We start from the raw sequence: 16,979 nt of genomic DNA, 5'->3' as shown, positions 1-16,979 counted from the left end.
CCTTCATGGAATTGCTCATGCCTTCGCCGTGCGGTAGCGGGTGAGCCGGGTTTCGACCACGCCCATGACCCGCGACAGGATGAAGACGACCGTGAAATAGATGATGCCGGCGGCGATCAGCGGCTCGAAGATCAAGAGCGACTGGCGCTGCAGCATGCGCGCCGTGCCCATCACTTCGAGGATGGTGATCGTCGAGGCGAGCGACGTCGATTTCAGCAGAATGATCAGGTCGCCCGTCAGCACCGGCAGGCAGGCGCGGAAGGCCTGCGGCAGGGTAATGCGGCGCAGGATCATCAGCCCCGGCATGCCGATCGATTTCGCTGCCTCGATCTGGCCGCGCGGCACAGCCTTGATCGCCCCGCGGATGACCTCGGCATTGTAGGAGGCCTGGTTGAGGCTGAGCGCAAAGATCGCATACCACAGGCCGTCGCGCATATAGGGCCAGAGGAAGCTGTGGCGCACCCAGGTTCCGGGCAGCACCTGCCCCAGGCCGTAATAGATGAGATAGATCTGCACCAGAAGCGGCGTGCCGCGAAAGACGAAGGTGAAGAGATAGGCCGGCACCGAAAGCAGCCGGCGGCTGGAGAGCCGGGCAAGCGCGGCCAGCGTGCCGATGGCAAGGCCGAAAGCGCCGGCCACCACGGTCAAGAGCAGCGTCAGGGGTGTCGCCTTGATGAGGGCCGGCAGGAAGCCGATGACGTTGGAGATCGTCTCCATCAATGATGCCCCCGGTTGAGACGGCGCTCGATCCTGTCGATCACCAGCGCGGAGATGAGCGTGATCGCCAGGAACAGGACGGCCGTCAGCCCATAGAAGAAGATGTATTGCTTGGTGCCCGCCGCTGCCCGGTAGCCGGTGTAGAGCAGTTCGGTGAACGAGCCGAGCACGCTGATGATGGCGCTTTCCTTGGTGATCGACAGCCAGAGATTGCCCATGCCGGGCACGGCGTGGCGCATCATCTGCGGCAGCACGATGCGCAGGAAGATCTTGTGCTGCGGCATGCCGATCGAAACCGCCGCCTCCACCTGGCCGGGCGGCACCGCGAGAAAGGCCGAACGCAGCACTTCGGTCATGAAGGCGCCGCAGACGAAGGCGAGCGCGATGATCGCCGCCCAGAACGAGCTGAACTGGAAGGTCTCGGCAACGAGGCCGAAATGCTTGAGAACGCGCTCGGCGCTGCTGGCGACCGAGAAATAGAGAAGCAGGATGACCAGCAGTTCGGGCAGCGAGCGCACGACCGTCGTATAGATGTCCGCCAGCAGGCGCGGCAGCCGATTTTTCGACAGCTTGCCGGCCGCCCCGAGGAAGCCGAAGAGCACCGCAACCACATAGGCGACCGCGGAGACCTGCAGGGTCATCAGCAGGCCCCAGGCGAAATCGTCGCCCCAGCCCTCGCCGCCCCATGCAAGCAAGTGCATGTAATTGTCCATCGGCCCCTCCCCGGTTCGCGCGCCGGCCTCACTTCAAACGAAACGGGCGGCGGGGGCGAAACACCCGCGCCGCCCGCAAGAAGCCGTTACTTCTTGCCGAAGATCCACTGATCGACGAGCTTCTGGACCGTGCCGTCCTTTTCCAGCGCGGCAAGGCCGGCATTGACCTTGTCAAGTGTCGCCGCATCGCCCTTGCGCACGGCATAGGCCACGCCCTCGCCGAGAACGGCGTTCTTCGGCACTTCGACCTTGACCTCGTAGTCAGCACCATCCGGCGATTTCAGGAAGGTCTGGATGTAGAGATCGGGGACCAGCACGTAATCGACGCGGCCGGCGACGAGATCGGCGACGGAGTTGTCGGCGGTGTCGTAGCTCTTGGCCTCGGCGCCGGTCAGGTACTTGGCGACATAGGCCGCCTGCACGCTCGACGTCTGCACGCCGATGATCTTGCCTTCGACGCTGGCGGGATCGACGATCTTGCCGGAACCGTCCGGCGCATCGATGACCTTGATCTCGCTCGTGTCACCCTTGGAGCCGACGAAGGAGGTGCCTTCGGTATAATAAGGCGTCGAGAAATCGACGACCTGACGGCGCTCGTCGGTGATCGAGAAGGCGCCGATGATGAAATCGACCTTGTTTTCCTTCAGCGACGGGATCAGGCCGTCCCAGGCCATCTGGGCGATGTCGCACTTCACAGCCATCTTCTCGCACAAAGCGCGCGAAAGGTCGGCTTCGAGACCTTCCCACTCGCCGGCGGAATTGACCTGGGTGAAGGGCATGTAGGGCTCCGGCGTCATGCCGAGGCGCAGCGTGTCCTCGGCCAGCACGCTGCCGGTGGCAAGGACAAAGGCAATCCCTGCAAACAGGGCAGTCTTCAACGTCTTCATGATGTCTCCTCCTCAGGATTGCGCGCAGGCATTTCCGGCCGAAGCGACATCGCTTCGGCCTTTGGTCATCAGATAAAACAAAGTCTCAGAGCGTGTTGCTGAACCAGCGCAGCGACATGCAGGACAGGCCGGCATCGATCTTGCCGATCTCGGTGGTTTTCATCGGCACGACCTTGTAGCCGAGCTTGTCGAGCATCTCGATCGTGCGCGGGAAATCGGAGCCGACCATAACGACGTCGTTGACGCGCAGCGCATTGGCCGCCGGCTCTTCGCCTTCCGGAATGATCACCTGCTTGAAGCGATCGAAGGCGCCGGATTTCGCCAGCCGCGCGGTCGACAGCACGGTCTCGTCGTCAAGCAGCGAGCAATCGGTCTTGAAATGCAGCACGCCTTCCGGCGTGGCAACGATCTCGCTCTTGCGGCCGAGCTTTTCGAGGCAGGCCCGCAGCGCCTCGGCGCCGACCTTGTCGGTACGGGCGGAAAGGCCGATCATGACGCTTTCGCGGGTGGTGAGCACGTCGCCGCCATCGGCAAAGCCGCCGGCCGGCAGTTCGAGCACGGTTTCGAACATCGCGCGCAGGGTCGGCTCGATCTCGGCCGTTTCCTTGACGCGGGTCTCCGTGCCGGGACGCAGCAGGATCGCGCCTTCGGTGAAGGTCAGCGCCGGGTCCTCGACGAAGATCGAATCCGGGAAGGCTTCGAGCGCCGGCAGCACCGTGACCTTCACGCCGGCATCCTTCATCGCGGCAATATAGGCGCCGTGTTCGGCCTTCACGCCCTCATAGGTGGGGTTGCCGCGATCGTCGGCGCGCAGGCCGTTGACGACCGACAGAGACGGGGTGCGGACGATGATGTTGTTGAACTGGTATACGGGGCGTGACTGCGACATATCTCTTTGCCTTTGGCTGGAATTGAGGTGCTTCTATCGACCGGATGCGACGGCGTAAAGTTTTTGCGTACCGGCCGGTTCTCTTCTCGACAGATGAATGCCTGCAAGCATGCAGCGCACCGAACCGCCGGCAAGCTCGATGGTCGGAACGTCGAAGGCCAGGATGCGGGCCGAGGCTTCGAGCGCCGCGATCTGGTCGGGCCGAAGCGAGGCAAGCGCACGGGCCGACATGACGACCACGCGACCGTCCGAACCCTCAAGTTCGATGGCATTGCCCGCGAAATTCTCGATCTGCTCCATCGTAAGCTCGATGGCCTGACGCCCGGTTTCTTCCAGCCGCGCGCAGATTTCCTGCCGGCGGGCGGCATCCGGGATCATGCCCGAGCCGATCAGGGCGAAGTCCGTGCCGATGCACATCAGCACATTGGTATGGTAGATCGAATTGCCGTTGCGGTCGACGGCGTCGAAGACCATCGGCTCGAAATTGAAGTGGGTGCAGAACCGCTCGAGCGCCACTTCGTTGGTGCGGTTGGAGCGGGCGGCATAGGCGACGCGGCCGATATGGTCGAGCACCATCGCGCCGGTGCCTTCCAGGTAGACGCCGTCCTTTTCGAGACCCGAATAATCGATGACGTCCTGAACCCGGTATTCGGTCTTCAGCATCTCGATGATATCGGGGCGGCGCTCGCTCTGGCGGCTTTCCGAATACATCGGATAGATCGCCACATGGCCGCCCGAATGGGTCGAGAACCAGTTGTTCGGGAAGACGGAATCCGGACGGGCCGCGGTCTCGTCCTCGAACAGATGGACGGCAACGCCCGCCTCGCGCAGGCCGTCGGCCATGCGGGTGACTTCCTCATGGGCGGCCATGGCGATCGCCGAGGGCTTACGGGCCGCGTCGGTCGCCTGGAAGGCGTTGTCCTTGGCCGTCATCGGGTTCGGGCCGAAATGGTGCGGGCGGATCATCACGACGCCCTTCGGCGCCTGTACGGACAGTCTCTTCATCTCAGGCAGCGCTCCGCTCGACCGCAGTGCCGATACCGACATACCGAACCATGTTTCCACCTCCATCGGAACTTTCGATGAAGTGAGCCTAAGCTGGCAAGAAATGAGTTGAAATTTCAAACGTGCTGAATCATGTCGGCGTGATTGCGCAATTTGCGCAGAGGGACTATACAATTTTCATGCACATTTTCGACGAACTCGACCACCAGCTCATCTCCCTTCTGCGGGAAGACGGGCGGGCGCCCGTCTCCAAGATCGCATCGGTGCTCGGGGTATCGAGGGCGACGGTGCAGACGCGGATCGACCGGCTTCTCGACAGCGGGGCGGTACTCGGCTTTACGCTCCGGGTACGACAGGACTACGACAACCGCGGCATCCGGGCGATCATGATGATCGAGGTGGGCGGACGCACGACGACGAAGGTGATCAAGTTCCTGCGCGGCCTGCCGCAGCTCCATGCCTTGCACACCACGAACGGCGCCTGGGACCTCGTCGCCGAAATCCGTGCCGACAGCCTCAGCGATTTCGACCGGATTCTGCGCGAGGTGCGCGACGTGGACGGCATCATCAACAGCGAAACCAGCATCCTGCTGAGTTCGGTATAGCGGCGGCGGCGAACGCCGGTCCGCCCATAGAGAGAGGGACAGCATGTTTGACGTCATCGATACCGGTTCGGACCCGGCGGATATTCCGGTCAGCGAGGTCGTGCGCGCCGGCAATCACGTCTGGTCGGTCCATATCTCCGAACACCCGGTGAACGGCGATCTGGTGCTCGGCGATATCGAAGCCCAGACGCGCCGCACGCTCGGAAACCTCGACATCGCCATCCGCGCCGCCGGCGGCACGCTGGCCGATGTCGTGCAGGTACAGGTCTTCCTCGTCGACAAGACGGATTTCGACGGCATGAACAAAGTCTATGCGGAATTCTTCAAGGCGCCCTATCCGGTGCGTGCGACCGTCGTGGTGAAGGAGCTTCTGGCCGAGGGCCTGCGCATCGAAATCCTCGCGCAAGCCGTGCTCGGCAACGCCGCATCCTGAGGGGGAAGGCGGATTTCATGAGCGAGCGCCCGTCGCCGAAGCGGAACGGGCGCATCGCAGATGCACGTTTCAGGCCGCAGCAGCCGGTGTCGGTTCGCCGAGCGACAGCATCAGGCGATTGGCCCAGTTGAAGAACGAGGCGCTGTGGATCAGGTCCGAGATTTCCTCATCCGTGAGACCGGCCTTGCGCAGGCGCTCGACATGCACCGTGCCGAAGACGGGCGGCGTGGCGCTGAGCGCGACGGAGGCGGCCACGATGGCATTCCATCGCTCTCCGAGATCGGCCGAAACACCCTCGTCCAGAAGCTTCTGCACATCCTCGGGGCGCTTGGAATGCTGCGAGGCGAAACGTGAATGCACCGACGCGCAGAGGATGCAGCCGTTGAGGCGGGAGGCCGCGGTGGCCGACAGTTCCCGCTCGGCGCGCGGCAGGCCGTCCTTGGTGTTGTAGAAGATGTCGTTGTCCGTCTTGGTGCGCGCCTGCAGGATGTCGGGATCGCGCGCCAGCAGCGCGAAATAGGACGATTTGGCACGCGCCTTATCGACGAGGGCTTCGTAATGCCGGTCGCTCAGGTCTTCTTCGGCGAGCGGCTGGAGCCATGCGGTCCAGCCGATATGATCCTGCGTGAAGACGACGGGCGGATTTTCGATTGCGGGTTCGAGAATGGTGTCGGTCATGGAATATCTCCGTCAGGCTGCCGCAAGGGTCTTCAGTCCGGCAACGACCCGGATCTGGAAGGCGAGGAACGAAACGAGCTGGGACAGCGTGACGATACCCGTCGTGCTCCAGCCGGCGGAAAGCAGTTTCTGCAGGGCGGTGGGGCTTGCATCGCGGGGACGGAAGACCAAGAGATGCACGTGTTCGAGCCCGGCCGCCAGCTTCGTGCCGAGCACGGCCCGGTCGGCCTCGCCGATGGCAAGCACCGGCCCGGCGGCATTTTCGGGGCTGAGAGGGCCGGCCGGGTAGTTTCCATAGGGGCCTTCGGCGCGGCTCAGTTCGGCCAGCGTCGCGATGGTGGAGAGAAGGACCGCACCATTGTCGGAACCAGCGAGTTTTTCGGCATAGAAGGCGGTGGTCTGGGGCTCCGCATGCAGCGATGCCGCGAAGGTCGCGATAGCGAAGCGTTCGGCCAGCGAAACCTCGCTTGTCTCGGCAGGGGCAAAGAGGGCGAGCCAGCTCTTCTGAGCATGTTCGCGGGTCACCGGCCGGCGGTCGCGCAGCGTGGCGGTCTTCGTCTCGGGCTGGATACCGGCGAGATGGTCGATGATGTCGATCGTATCGGTCATGAATGTCTCTCTTGATTACTGGGCAGCGACGAGCTGCGGTTCGGAAGGGCCGCGCCAGCCGAGGGCGGGCGCGACCTCGGCGGCGATCAACTCGATCGAGCGGAGGATATCGGCGTGCGGCGGATCGATGGAGTGGACCTGGAAGACAAGGTCGGTGACCCGCGCCAGCGCCGTGTCCTGCTTCAGGGAAGCGATAACGTCGTCCGGCGTGCCGACATGGCTGTCCAGCCCCCTGATCAGGTCCTCGACCGTATCGCCGGGAATGCGGTGGCCGAGTTCGGCGAAGCGGTCGGCGCCGCGCCGCAGGCCCGTCTCCGCCAGCGCCAGCGCGCGTTTGCGATCGTCGGCGACGAACAGGCTGCGCGAGCCGAGGATGCGCGGCGCGCGGCCCTTGGGCAAGCCGGCGAGATAGGCGTCGATGATCGGGTTCTGGATGTCGCCGAGGGTGGCGTCCGGCTTGCCCGCCGGGCGCGGCTGCGTCCGCGACAGCATCAGGCCGTCGCCGCTCAGCCCCGCAAGACGCGCGCCTTCGACGGAGAAGGTCGCAAGCCAGACGTGGTCGGCGAGATCGGGCGCATGCGGGTAGAGAACATTGCCGCCCTTCAGCGGCTTGCCCGACCAGGCCGCGCGGACGATATCGAGATTTTCCGCATAGACCGCGCCGCGTTTGTCGGAATCGATGCCGAAGGCCTCAAAGGATTCGCGCGTGCCGCCGGTACCGAAGCCGATCTCCAGCCGCCCCCCGGAGAGAAGATCGAGGACGGCGGTGTCTTCGGCAACGCGGATGGCGTTTTCCATGGGAAGCGTGATGACCCCGGTCCCGAGCCGGATTTTCGACGTCTGCGCCGCGACATGGGCGAGAAACACGGTGGGCGACGGAAGCCCGCCTTCATCCGCATGGAAATGGTGCTGGGCGATCCAGGCGCTGTCGAAGCCGTTGCGCTCCGCATGGACGATCTGTTCGGCGGCGAGGCGATAGCGCTCGCCGGCGGGCACATCGTCGAGCAGGCGGGTGAAGAAGCCGAGGCGTTTGGGGGTCATGATATCGATCCGGTTGAAAGGGCAGTGGCGCGCGGAAGTTTGCGGCCGGGAATGGCGGCGATGAGTTCGCGCGTATAGGCGCTGGAGGGGGCGTTGAAGACCTGCTCGACCGGGCCATGATCGACCTGCCGGCCGTTCTGCAGCACGGAGACGGTGTCGGCGATCTGGCGGACGACCGCGAGGTCATGCGAGACGAACACGTAGGTCAGGCCGAGATCCCGCTGCAGCTGCGCCAGCAGGGCAAGGATCTGCGCCTGCACGGTGACATCGAGCGCCGAGACGGCTTCGTCGAGGACGACGATCTCAGGTTCGAGCACCAGCGCGCGGGCGATGGCGACACGCTGCCTCTGCCCCCCGGACAGCGCATGCGGCAGGCGGGAGAGGATGCCGGCAGGCAGGCCGACCCGTTCGATGATCGCCGTCACCTGCGCTTCGCGCGCCGCCCGGCCAATGGGCTCGAAGTTGAGCAGCGGCTCCTCGACGATGGCGCGGACGGTCTGGCGCGGATCGAGCGAGCCCCACGGGTTCTGGTAGACGAGCTGCACCTTGCGCCGGAACTGGCGGAGACTGCCGGATTTGAGACTGCCGACATCGAAATCGTCGATCAGGGTCTGGCCGCTTGTCGGCTTCTGGAAGCCGGCGATGGCGCGGATCGTCGTCGTCTTGCCCGAGCCGGATTCCCCGACGATGGCGTGCGTCGTGCCCCGCGCCACGGTGAAGGAGACATCATCGACCGCCCGGTATGTCCGGCCGCCCGGCAGGTCGAAATCCTGCACGAGATTGCGGACGACGACGGCCGGCGCACGGCTCGCTTCGACTGCAGGCCGGGGCTGCGCGATGATCAGCGAGGGGACATCGGAGAGCAGTTTTCGCGTATAGGCGCTTTCGGGCGCGGCGAGCACGGCTGCCGTTTCGCCTTGCTCCTGAATGCGCCCGCCCTGCAGCACGATGATCCTGTCCGAACGGTCGGCGGCGACGCCGAGATCGTGGGTCACGAACAGGACCGCGGTTCCGTATTCGCGGCGCAGATCGTCGATCAGGTCGAGGATGCGGCGCTGCACCGTCACGTCGAGGGCCGAGGTCGGCTCGTCGGCGATGATCAGGGCGGGCCTCAGCGCAATCGCGATGGCGATCAGCACGCGCTGCTTCATGCCGCCGGAAAGCTCATGCGGATATTGCCGCACGCGCAGTTCCGGGTCGGTGAGCCCGACATGGGCGAGCAGTTCGATGACGCGGCGGTCGGCGTCGCGCCGGTCGATGCGGCCGTGCAGTTCGAGGATTTCGCGCACCTGCGCGCCGACGGTCAGGACCGGGTTGAGGGAATTGCCGGGGTCCTGCGGGATCAGGCTGACGACCGCGCCGCGGATATTGCGCAGGCGTTTGGCGCTCCAGCGGGAGATATCCTCGCCATTGAGGCGGATGGAGCCGGATTCGAGGCGTCCATTAGCCGGCAGGAGGCCGATGACGGCCTGCGCCGTCGAGGTCTTGCCCGAGCCGCTTTCGCCGACAAGCGCAACGACTTCGCCCGGCTGGACGGAAAAGGAAACGCCATGCACGACCGTCGTGCGGCTGTCGCCCTGACTGTAGGAAACGTGGAGGTCCCGGACATCGAGAACCGGCTTGCCGAAGGTGCTCATCGTGCGGCCCTCCCGATCGACTGGCTGATGCGGTTTGCCGAAAGCACCACGGCGACGACGATCAGGCCGGGGGCTGCAGTGAGCCACCAGGCGGTGGCGAGGTAGTTGCGGCCTTCCGCGATCAAGAGGCCCCATTCCGGCGTCGGGGGCGGGGCGCCGTAGCCGAGAAAGCCGAGCGTCGAGATCTGCAGGATCGCCCAGCCGAACTGGACCGCCGTATAGGCCACGACCGAGGTCAGCGAATTCGGCAGGATATGCCGCCAGAGCACCTTGCCGAAGGTGCCGCCGCTGCCGAAGGCAGCCTCGACGAATTCGGCATTCCTCACCCGCACCACCTCGGAGCGCATCAGCCGCGCGAAGCCGGCAATGGCGGTGGCGCCGACGGCGATGGCGGCGTTGAGCGTGCCGAAGCCGAGAATGATGATGATGCTGAGCGACAAAAGCAGCGTCGGGATCGATAGCAGCACATCGACGAACCGCATCAGCACCGCATCGACCCGGCCGCGCACCGAGCCTGCGAGAAGGCCGAGCGCCGTGCCGACGACCAACCCCACCCCAACGGCGGCGACCGCGCCCGAGAGCGAATGAACCGCGCCATGGACGATGCGGGCGAAGAGATCGCGGCCGAGCGAATCCGTCCCGAGGATATGGGCGGCGGACGGCGCCTTCAGCTGGCCGCCCGGCATGCCTTCGAGAGGATCGTAGGCGGTGAAGAGCTGCGGCGCGACCGCCCATAAAAGCACGGTGGCGAGAACGAGCCAGGCCAGCGCCAGGCCGAAGGGAAACGTCAGGATGCGGCCCGACAGATTGCGGCGGTCGCCTTTCGGGGCTGACCGGCCGGCGGCATGGTCGACCGCGATGAGAATATCCACGCTGGTCATGATTAAGCCCCGTTTCTGGTTCTGAGCCGCGGATCGAGGAAGGGATAGGCAAGGTCCACGGCAAGGTTGATGGTGACGAAGGCGGCGGCGGAAATCACCACCACGGCCTGCAGCACGGAAAGATCCTGATTGCTGACGGCCTTTTCCGTGAGGCCGCCGATGCCGTTGAGGCCGAAGACGGTCTCGGTGACGACGGCGCCGGCCAGAAGCTCGCCGAACAGCACGCCGGCAATGGTCAGGGTCGGCAGGAGCGCATTGCGCGCGACATGCCGCCAGAGCAAATGAAGCTCGCCGGCACCCTTGGCGCGCGCGACGCCGACGAAGGGACGCGTGCGGATTTCGTCGATGTTGCGGATGAGGATCTGGGCGAGCGGCGCGGCAATCGGCACGGAGAGCGTGGCGACGGGGAGAATGAGGCTTTCCCACGGACCGGGATTGATGACCGACACCAGCTTCAGCCGGAAGGAGAAAATCTGGATGAGCATGATCGCTAGCCAGAAGACCGGCACCGAAATGAAGAGAGACGGCAGCGACTGGACCAGATTCCTCAGCCAGGCGAACGGCGCAATCGACGACAGGAAGGCAATGAAGACCGCGAGCACCACCGCCGCGCCAAAACCGAGGGCGGCGAGCCTGAGCGTCGGCGGCAGGTTGGTCGCAAGCTGCACTGAGACCGGCACGCCGGCCTGCATCGAATAGCCGAAATCCCCCTGCAGGAAGTTCGCGAAGGTATGGGCATATTGAACCAGCACGCCGGAATCGATCGCATAGGCCTGCCGGATCTCGCGGATCTGGTCGGCGCTGAGGCCGAATTCAGGGTTCAGGAACTTGATCAGCACCGCATCGCCGGGCATGGCCTGCAGGATGATGAAGGACAGGGTGAAGGCCGCCCACAACACAAGCACCGCCTGCCCGATCCGTCCAGCAACATAGCGTGTCATCGCATCTCTCCGAAAATCGGGCATGGCCGGCAGAGCCGGCCATGCCGGGCTGGATTACTTGTCCAGCCAGGTGCTGTAGAAAGAGGGGCGGCCGACCGCCTCGAAGGCGATGCCCTTGACGTAAGCTGCACCGGCAAAGGCCTGCGGCTCCTCGAAGATCGGCACGGCATAGGCCTGATCAAGCACATAGGCCTGCGCTTCGCCGACGGCCTTCAGGCGCTTTTCGCGGTCGGGCTGCGAGGCGATCTCGTCGAGGATGGCGTTCAGCTTCTCGTCGGCGAACGTCTGGACCTTGTCGCTCGTGCCGCCCTTCTGCAGCAGCACGTTGCGCAGCGTCGGATAATACTGGCTCTTGACGACATCCGGGTCGGCGCGGCCGACCATGGCGACGGCAACCGGCGTCTTCTGCGGATCGAGTTCATCGACGATCTTGGTGCCGGCATCGCCGGCGAGCACGTTGAAGGTCACGCCGATCTTGCCCCATTGCTGGGCGATGAGCTGCAGCACGGCCTGGCTCTGCGGCTGCGGCAGGGAGGCATAGGAGGTCAGCACCAGCTTCTGGCCGTCCTTTTCGCGCACGCCATCGGCGCCGACCTTGTAGCCAGCTTCATCCAGCAGCGCCTTTGCCTTTTCCGGGTCGTAACCCAGCTTGTCGGTCTGCGGCACATAGCCGAGCGCTGCGGACGACAGGATGGAGGTCGCCTTCGGATAATTCTTCGAAAACAGCGTCGAGATGATCTCGTCGCGATTGACGGCGAGCGAAAGCGCCTTGCGGACCTTGACGTCGGAGACGAGCGGATTGTCGGCGCGGAAGACGATGGAATTGTTGACGCCACGCGTACCCGGCGCATAGAGCGTGAAGCCCTGGCCTTCGACCTGCTGCTCGTCATAGGCCTGGATCTGGCGGATGAAATCCGCCTGTCCCGCCAAAAGCGCGCCGATGCGAACACCGTCCTCGCCGGTGATGACGTACTTGATCTCATCGAGATAGGCGCGGCCCTGATGATCCAGCTTGGCCGGCCCCCAGTTGTAGTCTTCACGCGCCTTGAGATCGAGCGACTTGCCGATGGTCTCCTGCGAGACGACGAAGGGGCCGGAGCCGACGATCTTGGTCGCATCGCCCAGCTGCTCGAAGGGCAGCGCCAGCGTCGAGAGCGAAACGATGCCGGAGCCGATGACCGAGGTGCCCTGCAGGAAGCCGGGCGACGGCTTCTTGAAGTGGAATTTCACGGTGAGCGGATCGATGACCTCGCTGCGCTCGTAATTGTTCACCACTTCCGAGATCGGCTGCTTGAGGCCCTTGTTGCCGAGGCCGAAAGTGTCGAAATTCTTGGCGACGGCGGCGGCGTCGACCGGCGTGCCATCGGAGAAGGTCACGCCCGACCGCAGCTTGAACGTATATTCCGTCGCATCGTCGTTGACCTGCCAGGATTCGGCGAGCCACGGCTCGATCTCCAGCGTCTTCGGGTTCTGATAGGTCAGCTTGTCGGTGATCTGGTTGAGAATACCGCCGTTCGGATAGAACCCGCCGGCCGGCGGATAGAGGTTGGTGTGGGACTGCTGCTCCAGATAGACCAGCGTGCCGCCCTTGACCGGGCTGTCGGCTGCGGAGGCGGTGAAAACAGTGGCGGCCAGAATGCCGATGCTGAGGGCGATGAGTTTGCGATAGGGCTTCATGGTCAGGTCCGGTTTCAGGGAGACCTAACCTTATCCATAAAATCCAATAATCTATGGATTTAGTATTCTATTTTTAAGATACCGCGCGGAACGTTCTTTTGCCGGTGCCCCATCCGACACAAAGTCGTTTCACGCCAATCCGCGGGCAAAGCGTCGGCCTGCCCGGATCAGGTCGGGGTGGCGGCGGCGGAACGCCTCACCCAGCAGCGTACCGCAATCCCTCCCGGCGCTCGCTCGTCAAAGATCGATGGCAGGCTCGACGATCGCCATTGTCGATTCGACGTGATAGCGCGCGGCGCGATCGGCTTCGTCTTCATCACGAGCGACCAGCGCATCGAAAATGCGGCGGTGCTGAAGATTGGTTTCCCTGACCTCGACTTCGGAAAACAGGATCGGCACCCGCAGCATCCAGTAGTGGAACTGCGTTCGCTCATGGAACTGCCCGAGCAAAGCATTCTTGGATGCAACAACGATCTGCTTGTGAAACTGCGTGTTGAGGCTGTTCAGTTCGCTGCGGGTCAGCGTTTCACCGGGCTCCATCGCATCGATCAATCGGGAAAGCGTATCCAGTTCGCCTTGCTCGGCGTGGCGGGCAGCAAGCCTTGCGGTGGACGCCTCGATCGCCGCGCGACTTTCGAAGATGACGCGCACCTGGCTGCGATCGATCGTTTCCACGACCCAGCCCCGCTCACGGCTAAGAAACCCTTCCCCCTGGAGCAGCAGCAGCGCCTCGCGCACCGGCGTTCGCCCGACGCCGAGCCGCTCGCACAGATCGTCTTCGACGAGCCGCTGTCCGGGTTTCAACTCCGCGCCGAGAATCATACTGCGCAGGCGGTTGCGCACGTCCGATGCGATGAATTCTCCGGCGGCGGCTTTTCTTGATGCCATGGATACTGCCCCTTTTCCCGGTGGCCTATGTTCGCTCCGGTGAAGATGAATATATTTCTTCGTGTATGGAGCAATGATCTACCGCATTCAAGGGCTGCCGCCCACGGAAAGGAAGGCACAAGTCCTTCCGCCTACGCCCCCCGGTTCCTGCAAGCACCGCCGCGCCGCTTCGACAGCCTGTCGCAGAAGTGGCGCCAGGCCGCGGTCGGCGTCACCCAGCTTGGCAGCATGGCGAACCCCATATTGCCCGCCCTGATCAAAAGCACGTTCGTCATGGCGAAACTCCTTTTCCGCTTGGTTTCACGCCGGCTGCCCCTCTCCCTTTCGGGCGACCAGCCCGCTTGCGATGATCAAAGCCGCTCCCGCGACCGTCATCGCGTCGGGGATCGTGCCGAATACGAGATAGCCGAAGCCCGTGGCCCACAGGAGATGGGTATAGGAAACCGGCGCAAGTCGGGACACCTGCGCCTCCGGCCGGCGATAGGCGAAGGCAATGGCGACATGCGCCGCCAGCCACAAGACAGCTGTGGCGCAAGACAGGACCAGCTGGGCGACAGTCAATCCCCGGAAGACGAAGGGCAGCGCCGCGCTTAGCAACACGAAGCCCGTGAGGGAGGAATAGGCAAGCGTCGTTGCCAGACTGTCGGCCACCACCGCCCGCCGCGTCATCACCAGCGCCGTCGCCCAGCAGGCGGCGGACGCGATCGAGAAAAGTGCAGCGGGATTGTAACCGGCAAAGCCCGGACGCAGGATGACCAGCACGCCGAGCAGGCCGCCGAAAACGCCCACCCACCGCCACACAGGCACGCGTTCCTTGAGGATGAGCACGCACAGCAGCGTGACGAGGCAGGGCGAGATGAAGACGAGCGCGGTCGCCTCCGCCACCGGCTGGAGGCTGAGTGCGGCCACCAGCAGGATCGTCGCCCCGGCCATGCCGACGCCACGGATGATCTGCGCGGCCGAGACCGCGCTGCGGGCGGGCCTGCCGAAGCGCAGACAGACGGCGCAAAGCAGGGCCGAGGCCGCGAGGTAGCGAAACCAGGCGATCTGCAACGGATGGAACGTTACCGACAGATGCTTGGCGATGATGTCCGACGCGGCGAACAGCAACATGGCCGCGAGGCACAGCAGGACGCTTTCGCGCCCCCGCACGGCCGCGCCGAAATCAAATCCGGCTGCCCCGTTGTAAAAGATGCGCGTCATCCCGAAGCTCAGGATTTGCGGATTTCGAGCACGATGCCAGCCTGTTCGCGCGTGTCGAAATAGCAGAAGCCGGAACCGTCCGTGCGCTTGCCGCGAGCCACGACACCGAGACCGAGCGCACGGCCCTGGGCTTCCGCCGCATCGCGATCCGCAACCTCGAAGCCGAGGTGATAGACGCCCTCGCCGCGTTCGTCGAGAAATCGCTTTTGCGGCGAATCCAGTTCGCCCGGATCGCAGAGCTGGATCTGCACGTTGTCGAGATCGCAGCACTTGTAGCGCATGGCATCCGAGGCCGCCTTGTTGGGCACGTCGAATTCGAGATAGGCGCCCTTCTTGGGATAGTCGAACCAGGGGCCGACCCCGAGGCTCTCATAATAGGCGACGGTCTTTTCGAGATCGTGGACGACGATGCAGACGTGATGCAGGGTGTTGAAGATATGGGTCATGTCGATGCTTCCTTCGGAAGGGGTAAGGCTTCGCCGGCTGGCCGAGCCGGCGGCCTTGTCATGGAAGGTTCGGTGGGGCTATTGGGCCGGCAGCAGCTTGGACAGGAACTGCCGCGCGCGGTCGCTCTTCGGCGCGGTGAAGAAGTCCTTCGAGCGCGCATCCTCGGCGATCCTGCCGCCCTCCATGAAGATCACCCGGTCGGCCACGTCGCGGGCGATGCCCATGTCGTGGGTGGCGATCAGCATGGTCTGGCCTTCCTCGGCCAGCTTGCGGATCGTCTCGACCACTTCCTGCGCCAGTTCGGGGTCAAGCGCGGATGTCGGCTCATCGAGCAGGAGGACGCGCGGCTGCATGGCGAGTGCCCTGGCGATCGCGACGCGCTGCTGCTGGCCGCCGGAAAGCTCTGAGGGGTATGCGGTTGCCTTCGCCTTCAGCCCCACCTTGTCGAGCAGATCCAGCGCCAGGGCCAATGCTTCCGCCTTCGGGCTCTGCAGGACATGCACCGGACCGCTCATCACGTTCTGCAGCGCGGTCATGTGCTTGAACAGATTGAAGTGCTGGAAGACCATGCCGATCTTCTGCCGTTGCCGGCTGATGTCGGCGTCGGACAGCTCATAGAGCGCTCCTCCGCCCAACCGGTAGCCGATCAGGTCGCCGTGCACGTAGATCCGGCCGGCGGAGATGGTTTCAAGGTGATTGACGCAGCGCAGCAGCGTGGACTTGCCGGCCCCGGAAGGCCCGAGCAATGCCACGACCTCGCCCTGCGGCACATCGAAGCTGACATCGGTGAAGGCCGAGACAGGCCCCCATTTCTTGGAGACGCCGACCACGGAGACGGCGTGGGACTGTTCGGGTGCGGTGCTCATCTTTGCGGGAAAACCTTTTCGAGGACGGTCTGGATCGCTGTCGCGAAGGCGGTCATGACGAGATACCAGAAGGCGGCGACGGCCAGCAGTTCGACGACCTGGAAGTTGGAGGAATAGATATCCGTCGCGACGCGCAGCAGTTCGAGATAGCCGATGGCCGAGGCGAGCGAGGACGACTTCAACAGCATGATATACTGGTTGCCGGCCGCCGGAATGATGATGCGGCCCGCCTGCGGTATGACGACCTGGGTGAGCACCTGGCGCTGGGTCATGCCGAGCGCGGTGGCCGCGGCCCGCTGCCCCTTGTCGACGGCGAGGATACCGGCGCGGATGATCTCGCTCATATAGGCGCCTTCCGCCAGGCTGAGCCCGGCGAGCGCGGCGAGGAACGGCGTGACCAGCGCGGTCGTCGGCGCCGAAAACAGCGGCTCGGCCATGAACGGCAGGCCGATCGTGATCGAGGGGAACATGATCGGCACTGCGTTGAACCAGAAGATGAGCTGGATCAGCATCGGGGTGCCGCGGAAGAGATAGACATAGGTCGAGGAGATCGCGACCAGAATGGGATTGCCGCTGACCCGCATCAGGGCGGCGACGAAGCCGATGGCGGTGGCGATGAACAGCGCCAGCGTGCCGAGCATGAGGGCGTTGACCGCCCCCATGACGATGAGCGGATCGAAGATGTAATCGGCAAAGATACCGAGATTGACGATCCGCGCGCGGATGGCCGCATGGACGATCGTGATCACAACCAGCAGGGCGACGGCGCCGAGGACCCAGGCTCCCCAGCGGCGTCGATGAACGATCGGAAGTTCGGAGGCGGAGAGACGATCCGTCACGGCCATGATCTTTCCTCCCCGTG

General features: G+C 64.3%; 20 protein-coding genes. 2 read left to right on the top strand and 18 right to left on the bottom strand.

From position 1 onward, the window contains the following. Positions 1 to 15: 15 nt before the first annotated feature. From ASC86_RS08505 to ASC86_RS08485, 5 genes are all read right to left on the bottom strand, one after another. A complete protein-coding gene (locus tag ASC86_RS08505) occupies positions 16 to 717 on the bottom strand; it encodes an ABC transporter permease subunit (RefSeq protein WP_056319193.1) in 702 nt (233 codons plus the stop codon). Further along, positions 717 to 1,418 (bottom strand): ABC transporter permease subunit, encoded by a 702-nt coding sequence (locus ASC86_RS08500; RefSeq protein WP_244477564.1) that lies wholly within the window; start codon positions 1,416 to 1,418, stop codon positions 717 to 719. Before ASC86_RS08500 ends, ASC86_RS08505 begins: the two co-directional genes overlap by 1 nt. A 98-nt stretch (positions 1,419 to 1,516) precedes the next feature. After that, positions 1,517 to 2,317, bottom strand: coding sequence for a transporter substrate-binding domain-containing protein (locus ASC86_RS08495; RefSeq protein WP_056319189.1), 801 nt, complete (start codon positions 2,315 to 2,317; stop codon positions 1,517 to 1,519). 85 nt (positions 2,318 to 2,402) lie between these two features. Further along, positions 2,403 to 3,206, bottom strand: coding sequence for an arginine deiminase family protein (locus tag ASC86_RS08490; protein WP_056319186.1), 804 nt, complete (start codon positions 3,204 to 3,206; stop codon positions 2,403 to 2,405). Between the two features lie 33 nt (positions 3,207 to 3,239). Then, on the bottom strand, positions 3,240 to 4,211 hold the full coding sequence (locus ASC86_RS08485; RefSeq protein ID WP_056319372.1) for an arginine deiminase-related protein: 972 nt from the start codon (positions 4,209 to 4,211) through the stop codon (positions 3,240 to 3,242). Positions 4,212 to 4,390: 179 nt separating this feature from the next. On the opposite strand from ASC86_RS08485, the gene ASC86_RS08480 reads away from it, so the two are divergent. Together ASC86_RS08480 and ASC86_RS08475 are read left to right on the top strand one after the other, a co-directional pair. Then, complete coding sequence (locus ASC86_RS08480; protein WP_056319369.1) at positions 4,391 to 4,816, top strand: Lrp/AsnC family transcriptional regulator; 426 nt, start codon at positions 4,391 to 4,393, stop codon at positions 4,814 to 4,816. Between the two features lie 43 nt (positions 4,817 to 4,859). Continuing rightward, positions 4,860 to 5,249, top strand: coding sequence for a RidA family protein (locus ASC86_RS08475; RefSeq protein WP_056319183.1), 390 nt, complete (start codon positions 4,860 to 4,862; stop codon positions 5,247 to 5,249). Positions 5,250 to 5,318: 69 nt separating this feature from the next. Here ASC86_RS08475 and ASC86_RS08470 read toward each other — a convergent pair whose 3' ends face one another. From ASC86_RS08470 to ASC86_RS08415, 13 genes are all read right to left on the bottom strand, one after another. Further along, entirely contained in the window at positions 5,319 to 5,927 is a 609-nt protein-coding gene (locus tag ASC86_RS08470; protein WP_056319181.1) for an alkylhydroperoxidase domain protein, read from the bottom strand. Positions 5,928 to 5,939: 12 nt separating this feature from the next. Then, complete coding sequence (locus tag ASC86_RS08465) at positions 5,940 to 6,536, bottom strand: CMD domain protein (protein ID WP_056319178.1); 597 nt, start codon at positions 6,534 to 6,536, stop codon at positions 5,940 to 5,942. A 15-nt stretch (positions 6,537 to 6,551) separates the two neighbouring features. Then, positions 6,552 to 7,577 (bottom strand): putative FMN-dependent luciferase-like monooxygenase, encoded by a 1,026-nt coding sequence (locus ASC86_RS08460; protein ID WP_056319175.1) that lies wholly within the window; start codon positions 7,575 to 7,577, stop codon positions 6,552 to 6,554. Next, positions 7,574 to 9,214, bottom strand: coding sequence for an ABC transporter ATP-binding protein (locus tag ASC86_RS08455; RefSeq protein ID WP_056319173.1), 1,641 nt, complete (start codon positions 9,212 to 9,214; stop codon positions 7,574 to 7,576). Before ASC86_RS08455 ends, ASC86_RS08460 begins: the two co-directional genes overlap by 4 nt. Continuing rightward, the gene (locus ASC86_RS08450) at positions 9,211 to 10,095 is read right to left on the bottom strand and encodes an ABC transporter permease (protein ID WP_056319170.1); all 885 of its coding nucleotides are present in this window, start codon (positions 10,093 to 10,095) and stop codon (positions 9,211 to 9,213) included. The genes ASC86_RS08455 and ASC86_RS08450 overlap by 4 nt, the downstream gene beginning before the upstream one ends. A gap of 2 nt (positions 10,096 to 10,097) precedes the next feature. After that, the gene (locus ASC86_RS08445; RefSeq protein ID WP_056319168.1) at positions 10,098 to 11,036 is read right to left on the bottom strand and encodes an ABC transporter permease; all 939 of its coding nucleotides are present in this window, start codon (positions 11,034 to 11,036) and stop codon (positions 10,098 to 10,100) included. A gap of 54 nt (positions 11,037 to 11,090) precedes the next feature. Continuing rightward, positions 11,091 to 12,713, bottom strand: a complete 1,623-nt coding sequence (locus tag ASC86_RS08440; protein ID WP_082509962.1) for a TIGR04028 family ABC transporter substrate-binding protein — start codon at positions 12,711 to 12,713, stop codon at positions 11,091 to 11,093. Between the two features lie 237 nt (positions 12,714 to 12,950). Further along, positions 12,951 to 13,601, bottom strand: coding sequence for a GntR family transcriptional regulator (locus tag ASC86_RS08435; RefSeq protein ID WP_056319165.1), 651 nt, complete (start codon positions 13,599 to 13,601; stop codon positions 12,951 to 12,953). A 131-nt stretch (positions 13,602 to 13,732) separates the two neighbouring features. Next, positions 13,733 to 13,876, bottom strand: a complete 144-nt coding sequence (locus tag ASC86_RS25620) for a hypothetical protein (protein ID WP_156386956.1) — start codon at positions 13,874 to 13,876, stop codon at positions 13,733 to 13,735. A gap of 25 nt (positions 13,877 to 13,901) precedes the next feature. Further along, a complete protein-coding gene (locus tag ASC86_RS08430; protein ID WP_056319162.1) occupies positions 13,902 to 14,804 on the bottom strand; it encodes a DMT family transporter in 903 nt (300 codons plus the stop codon). An 8-nt stretch (positions 14,805 to 14,812) separates the two neighbouring features. Continuing rightward, complete coding sequence (locus ASC86_RS08425; protein WP_056319161.1) at positions 14,813 to 15,250, bottom strand: VOC family protein; 438 nt, start codon at positions 15,248 to 15,250, stop codon at positions 14,813 to 14,815. A gap of 78 nt (positions 15,251 to 15,328) precedes the next feature. Continuing rightward, entirely contained in the window at positions 15,329 to 16,117 is a 789-nt protein-coding gene (locus ASC86_RS08420; RefSeq protein ID WP_082509960.1) for an amino acid ABC transporter ATP-binding protein, read from the bottom strand. Beyond that, the gene (locus ASC86_RS08415) at positions 16,114 to 16,962 is read right to left on the bottom strand and encodes an amino acid ABC transporter permease (RefSeq protein WP_056319158.1); all 849 of its coding nucleotides are present in this window, start codon (positions 16,960 to 16,962) and stop codon (positions 16,114 to 16,116) included. Before ASC86_RS08415 ends, ASC86_RS08420 begins: the two co-directional genes overlap by 4 nt. Positions 16,963 to 16,979 lie beyond the last annotated feature (17 nt).

Source organism: Rhizobium sp. Root1212, from assembly GCF_001424985.1.
Classification (GTDB): Bacteria; Pseudomonadota; Alphaproteobacteria; order Rhizobiales; family Rhizobiaceae; genus Pararhizobium.
Note: the sequence above shows the minus strand (reverse complement) of the source record. Positions and strands in the feature narration are given on the sequence as shown.